Origin of the sequence: uncultured Helcococcus sp., assembly GCF_946998255.1 — a bacterium.
Lineage (GTDB): Bacteria > Bacillota > Clostridia > Tissierellales > Peptoniphilaceae > Helcococcus.
In genome coordinates, this window is record NZ_CAMPYN010000059.1 from 1 (window position 1) to 6,475 (window position 6,475).

General features: G+C 30.0%; 8 protein-coding genes. All 8 read right to left on the bottom strand.

Translation table 11 applies throughout. From position 1 onward, the window contains the following. A partial coding sequence (locus tag Q0U66_RS05045) for an aldehyde dehydrogenase family protein (RefSeq protein WP_297378188.1) occupies positions 1-397 on the bottom strand: 397 nt, incomplete at its 3' end. A gap of 65 nt (positions 398-462) precedes the next feature. Then, entirely contained in the window at positions 463-1,938 is a 1,476-nt protein-coding gene (locus tag Q0U66_RS05050; protein ID WP_297378191.1) for an ATP-binding protein, read from the bottom strand. Between the two features lie 5 nt (positions 1,939-1,943). Continuing rightward, positions 1,944-2,858 (bottom strand): RluA family pseudouridine synthase, encoded by a 915-nt coding sequence (locus tag Q0U66_RS05055; protein WP_297378194.1) that lies wholly within the window; start codon positions 2,856-2,858, stop codon positions 1,944-1,946. Continuing rightward, the gene (locus Q0U66_RS05060) at positions 2,846-3,496 is read right to left on the bottom strand and encodes a uracil-DNA glycosylase (RefSeq protein ID WP_297378197.1); all 651 of its coding nucleotides are present in this window, start codon (positions 3,494-3,496) and stop codon (positions 2,846-2,848) included. Before Q0U66_RS05060 ends, Q0U66_RS05055 begins: the two co-directional genes overlap by 13 nt. Next, entirely contained in the window at positions 3,489-3,947 is a 459-nt protein-coding gene (gene lspA, locus Q0U66_RS05065; protein WP_297378200.1) for a signal peptidase II, read from the bottom strand. The genes Q0U66_RS05060 and lspA overlap by 8 nt, the downstream gene beginning before the upstream one ends. A 37-nt stretch (positions 3,948-3,984) precedes the next feature. Continuing rightward, complete coding sequence (locus tag Q0U66_RS05070; RefSeq protein ID WP_297378202.1) at positions 3,985-4,515, bottom strand: cell division protein SepF; 531 nt, start codon at positions 4,513-4,515, stop codon at positions 3,985-3,987. 60 nt (positions 4,516-4,575) lie between these two features. After that, positions 4,576-5,706 carry an HlyD family efflux transporter periplasmic adaptor subunit gene (locus tag Q0U66_RS05075; protein ID WP_297378205.1) on the bottom strand — a complete coding sequence of 377 codons (1,131 nt, stop codon included), beginning with the start codon at positions 5,704-5,706 and terminating at the stop codon, positions 4,576-4,578. 1 nt (position 5,707) lies between these two features. Then, a partial coding sequence (locus Q0U66_RS05080) for an NAD(P)H-dependent glycerol-3-phosphate dehydrogenase (protein WP_297378208.1) occupies positions 5,708-6,475 on the bottom strand: 768 nt, incomplete at its 5' end.

Here is a 6,475-nt window from a genome sequence, read left to right on the forward strand (position 1 = left end):
TAACAATAAGGGCGCTAGCATCTCTTCTTGAAAATTCATAATCTTTTACTATTTCAATATATTTTTCTACACGGTCTATTTGAGATTGCACATGAGTCTTTTTAGAAAATTCAATTGGTGATCCCAATTCTTTAGTAATTAATTCAGCAATTTCATCAAGATTTTCCTTTAAGTAGTCTGCGAATTTTTCCATTATTTCAACTCTTTCATCTAGACTAGTTTGGCTAAAGGTCTTGAAAGCTTCTTTAGCAGCTATTGCTGCTTTTTCAACATCTTCTGTATTTCCTCTAGGAACTCTCCCAATGATTTCATTAGTTGCTGGATTTTCTACTTCTATAAATTTACCTGAAGTAGAATCTACATATTCACCATTTATATATAGCTTTTCAAAATTCATGTTGGCTCCTTTTTTGTTTTATATCATATTCAACTTGTATGTATAGATACCCTGGGGAAAGAAATTCAAAACTTCTGATATGCCATAGCCTCATACACATGATGAATCTCTATATCTTCTACATTTTCAATATCCGCTATAGTCCTTGCAACTTTTATAATGTTGTCTATAGATCTTCTGGAATATTCATTAGTCTTTAATAAGCTTTCTAAATATTCCTTTGACTGGTCGTTTAGATGTATATATTCATTTATATCTTTTGAATTTATGTTCCCATTATATTTTTCATTTGATCCATATCTATCTATTTGCTTGTCTGTACACTTATTTATTGTTTCTTTTATTTTTCCTATATCATACTTTTCTTTTTTAGGACTTAGGTATATAGGTAAGTTTACACTTAATTTGATTTGAAACCTATCAAGCATTGACTGGTCTATTTTTGCATTGTGCCTGGTGATTTCTCCTGGACTGCAGGTGCATTTAGTGTTTGTGCCTAGGTTTCCGCATGGGCAGGGATTCATAAGGCCTATGATATTGAAGGCTACTGGAGAGTCAATATATGCTATTCCTTTAGAATTATTGTCCATTAAAAGTTTGATAGTGGTCAATATATTTTTCGGATATTGGTTTATTTCATCTAAGAGCAAGGAAGAATAATTCATAAGACTTACTAAACCATACTTGCTTTTATTTCCTAGAAGTTTACTAAGAGTAAGATCACTTTTAGCTTCGACCAAACTATGATAAAGAATGGGTATTTGGTCATTAAAATACGAAGAATAAAGATTACTTGCTATAAGCTTTCCCTTATAGTCTAATTTTGGCATTAGATTTTTTATAGCCTGCAAGGTCATTGTCTTTCCAGATCCTATAGCACCCTTTATCAAGATGTGGTGTTTGCCAGCTATAGCTATTAGCAAGGCTCTTACCAAGGCTTGTTGGTCTATCACATCATTTATATCAATCTTACTATGCTTAAAAGGATTTCTATCGTCTTCATTTATTTCTAGTTTTTCTTGGCTTTTATTGTTTTTTAATTTATGGATCAAATCTCTTAAATCTTTTACATAAATGATCTCTATATTTTGATTATAGAAATTTATACCATAGTCACCATATGGGATGCAAATCCTTTTAATCTTATTTTCTAAGGCAAATTTTATTATCCTATATGGGTTTTCTAGTTCTAAAAATTCTCCATCAAAATTTATTTCACCTAGAAAAAGTCCCTGGTAAGTATTTTCTATATAGCCTTGATTTTCTAAGATACTAAGAGCAATAGCCATATCATAAATCTTTGTCTTGTCATTAAATTCATTTATAGAGCTTTGAATTTTAATATTGCCATATGGAAATTTTAAGTTAAAAAAATTAAAGGCAGAATTAATCCTATCCCTAGCTTCCTCAGAATATTTTCTGGAAGTAGAAGATATGTTGAAATAATTCATGCCTTTATTTATCTTGCATTTTATTGAGATCATCTGATCATTTTGGTATTTACTTATATCTAAAAGTATGGTTTTTATATCGCTTAACATTAATCCTATTCCCCTTTAAAAATGATATTATAATATTTTTCAAATTCGGGGTCTGGATCTATTTCAAATGTAAGATTTTCACCAGTAATAGGATGGTTAAATTCTAAGTGGTAGGCCTGCAAAAGCTGCCCACTTATATTAAACTTGGACTTTATCTTGTTGTAGTCCTTATCACCAAGTATAGGTCTATTTATACTTGCAAGGTGGACTCTTATCTGATGGGTTCTACCAGTATGTAGGTCTATATCAAGTAAGGAATATTCTCCATTTGATTCAACCACTTCATAGGAAGTTAAAGCATATTTCCCACCTTCAGTCACTTCCATTAGTTTTCTATTGGTCTTCGACCTTCCTATAGGTCTTTCAATAGTCCCATTTTCATGGTCGAAACTTCCATTTACTAATGTCCTATATTTTTTTATAATTTCCCTGGACTTAAATTGATCTTTTAACTTTTGCATAGCTTCTTCATTTAAGGCTACTACTAAAAGTCCGCTGGTATCCATATCAAGCCTATGGACAATACCTGGCCTATCAGTACCATTTAATGTTGGTAAGTTATCAAACTTGTACAATAAATAGTTTACCAGGGTATTTGACCTTATCTTATTTGTTGGATGTGTAACGATTCCCTTTGGCTTATTGATAAGAGCAATATCATCATCTTGGTAGATAATTTCAAGTTTTAAGTCTTCAGGTAAGATTTCTTCAAGCTTAAAGGCATCCATATCTATAGTGATAAGATCATCTTCTTTTATTAAATAAGATGGCTTTACACTTGTTTCGTTTACCTTTATAGTCTTCTTTTTTATTTGCTCGCTAATTTTCGACCTAGAAATATCTTCAAAGTAGTCAGCTAAATATGAATCTAATCTTTCATTATCATCGGATGAAACTAAAATTTTATTTATGTTCGCCAATCTATTTTGTCCTTTCCTAGTTTTTCTAATTCCTCATTAGCCTTTGAAAAAATACCAGACTGGTTAAATCCCCTATAGGCTCCTAAAGGTGATGGATGTGAAGTTTCTAAAATTATATTGTTTGCTTCAATAAGCTTTTTTTTATCTTGGGCTTGTCTGCCAAAAAGCAAGAAAACTACATTAGTCTTTTGAGAAATTCTATTGATGACTATATCTGTAAATTTTTCCCAGTAAGTGTTTTTATAATAATTTGCCTGACCTTGTCTAGAAGTTAAAATAGTATTTAGTAAAAATACTCCCTGCCTAGCCCAAGGGCTTAGGTCACCACTTGTATTTGAAATATTTAAATCTCTTTCAATTTCTTTAAAAATATTTCTTAATGATGGCGGAAGTTTAACTCCCCTATTTACTGAAAAAGCTAGCCCATTTGCCTGACCCTCTTGGTAATAGGGATCTTGTCCCAAAATAACTAGCTTCACATCCTTATAATCAGTTAAATTAAAGGCTTCAAAAAGCTGGTCTTTTGGAGGAAATACTGTGTGGTTTTCATAATCATCATAAATTTCACTTAAAAAAGATTTAAATTCATTTGATTCTAAGACATCTGCTAAGATATCATCCCATCCATTATTAAACATGGTTTTCCTCAAAAAATAGAGTATAAATAATTATTATAATAGCTGATAAGGTGATATAAATATCTGCAAAGTTAAAAACTGGAAAGTCATATATCCCACCTAGTGGTGAGAATATAAAGTCTACTACATAGTTAAATCTTATCCTATCAATTAGATTTCCTACGGCCCCTGCCATAATTATAACAAGAATCGTTTTATAAAAACTGTCAACTTTGTTACCATTTTTTAACAAGTAATAGAGTATTCCAAATACTACAATAAAGGTGATTATTGTAAAAAATATAGTAGCATTTTGCATGATACCAAAAGCGGCACCTGAATTTTCTACATAGGTCAAATGAAGCCAATCTTTTACAATAATAATATCTTCCTTGCCTTTTAGATTTAAAATAGCATAGTGTTTACTTATTTGGTCTATAGCTAGTAAAACTATAAATAGTATTACATACATATTTTCTCCTATTAAAAAAGGGCTTAAAGCCCTTTAATTAGATTTGATATAAACTTTTGTCTGTTACTGTTTTTGCTAGCTTGTCGTTGATTTCTACACCTTCAGGAACTAATACATAAATGTCTTTAGTTACGTTTGAAATAGAACCATTTACTGAATATAATCCACCGCTAACAAAATAGAAAATTTGTGTTTTCTTATCTACTTCAAGCATTTCAAGGTTTAATACAACTGTTTTACCTTCTAGGACATCATCTAATACAGCTTTACTATCTTCGTATGTTAAAGGTTCTCTTATACTTACTTGCATATCACTCTTTGAACCATAAGATCTTTTCACAGGGTTTGCTTTTTTGCTTGTTTGTGAGCTTGCAGCTGGTGTATAGCTACTTTCATATGATCTTTTTGGTTTTTCCTCCTCTTTTACTTCATTAAAATAAGATTCACTTGTGTCTTCTTCAGATTTTACATCTTCATCATAATCATCATAGTCTTCATAGTATTCATCTTCGTCATAGTAATCGTCTTCGATACCTACAAAGTCTTTTACTTTATCCCAAAAACTCATGTTCGCCTCCTAAGTATTTTTATTATATTATATATTATTTAAATAATAATTACTAATTTTTTAATAAAAGTCGCCCTCTTTATAATCTTGAGGATTTAGTATTATCTTTGAAAAAGATTCTATCTTGTTAAATTGTAAGTCTTCACTATTAATTTTTCTTGGAAATATATCGCTAAAATTAGTACTTATATATAGGAATTCTTCTTCCTCTTTGAAAACTTTTACGGGAGCAAAATATACTTTTCTATTGCTTACATAATATAAGCCAGTATAATCACCCATATGAACTAAAGCTTTTTTAGGAATTTTATATAATTCCTTATTAGATGTTTCCATTTGTACATTTACAAATCTTTTATCATATAATTTTTCAATATCATCTATCAATTTAAACTTAATGATAAAACCATCATCTATATTTGTGATACTTTCAAAGCTAGCTTGTACTTCTATGTCATCTATTTTTAATTTGCTTTCTTTTAACTTAGATTTGTCTAGTAAATTAATATCTTTTAAATAAGAATATATATAGTAATTTTCATTGTTTATATATTTTAGCCCTTTTATTTTCTCACTATTATTAAATTCTGAATCTTTTAAAAATTCCCAATTTATATCATTAATATCAGTAGACAGTAATGACTCATATCCATCATAGTAGTTTAGCAAATATCCTGACCCTACAGTTTTTATGGCCTTATTGTTTAAATAACTTTCTAAATAAGCCTTTCCCTTATCATATAATTCTTTATCCATATTTGGATTGGAAAAATATGATAATTTTAGCTTATTGTAGTTATTTTCAAAAATATCTTTTTTTAATGAACTGAAACTAGTCTTATCTAAATTATTTGATGTAAATTCAATTTTATCAGCAACTTTTTTTAATTTTTCAGCTTCAACATAGGCCTCAGAAAAAGTAGAGCCTTGAATGACACTTTGTGACCTATATAGCTTATTTGTATCTAAGGAAATATCTACATCAGAAAAATTTTCCAATACATATTCGTCAAATACTATAACAGAGTTTAGATCAATATAATTGGCTTGCTCTTCCGGATTGCCTATGTTGTATAGGTTATCTTCTTTAATTTTATTATCTAATACATTAATGGCAAGAATAATTATTATTATAAGTGCAATTATCCCTCCAACTAAAAAGTATTTATTATTATTTCTTCGCTTTTTCATATTAAAGTTCAAATTCCGATTTTGTCTCTTTAGTCATCAATTCTTTAATCGCCTTGTTAAAGTCCATATTTTCATATAGAATCTTGTAAATAACATTGGTAATTGGCATGTAAATATTTTTTTCTCTAGAAATATTATATAGGGCCTTGGCAGTTGGTATACCTTCTACAACCATTCCTATATCATTTTCCAATGAGCCTATAGTGTGCCCCTGACCAATTAATTCACCAGCCTTTCTATTTCTAGAATGCTTAGAATTGGCTGTAACCATCAAATCTCCAAGTCCCGCAAGCCCATAAAGGGTATTTCTATTTCCACCCATAGCTACACAAAATCTTGTCATTTCATGGATACCTCTGGTTAAAATAGCCGCCTTTGAATTGTCTCCAAATTCAACACCATCTAAGATACCTGCTCCAATAGCTAAAACATTTTTAACAGCTCCACCATATTCAGTACCGATTAAATCATCATTGGTATAGATCCTTAGAGTTTCACTGTTTAGCAAGTCTTGAATTTCACAAGATAAGTCATGGTCTAAACTTGCACACACTAAGGATGTAGGTACAGCTTTTATGACTTCTTCAGCATGGGATGGACCAGACAAACTTACAAATTTAACCTTAGGTAAAAACTCTGCAAATATTTCAGAAATTCTCTTATTTGTAGAAACTTCAATCCCCTTTGACAGGTTTATAATAACTGAATCGTCATTGAAATATTCATGGTTTTCTTCAAGCATTTTTCTAATAGCTTGGGTTGGAATTGC

Coding starts and splice junctions, on each gene's coding strand:
- Q0U66_RS05050 (WP_297378191.1), bottom strand. CDS start 1,938: ATGTTAAGCGATATAAAAACCATACTTTTAGATATAAGTAAATACCAA.
- lspA (WP_297378200.1), bottom strand. CDS start 3,947: ATGTATGTAATACTATTTATAGTTTTACTAGCTATAGACCAAATAAGT.
- Q0U66_RS05070 (WP_297378202.1), bottom strand. CDS start 4,515: ATGAGTTTTTGGGATAAAGTAAAAGACTTTGTAGGTATCGAAGACGAT.
- Q0U66_RS05060 (WP_297378197.1), bottom strand. CDS start 3,496: ATGTTTAATAATGGATGGGATGATATCTTAGCAGATGTCTTAGAATCA.
- Q0U66_RS05075 (WP_297378205.1), bottom strand. CDS start 5,706: ATGAAAAAGCGAAGAAATAATAATAAATACTTTTTAGTTGGAGGGATA.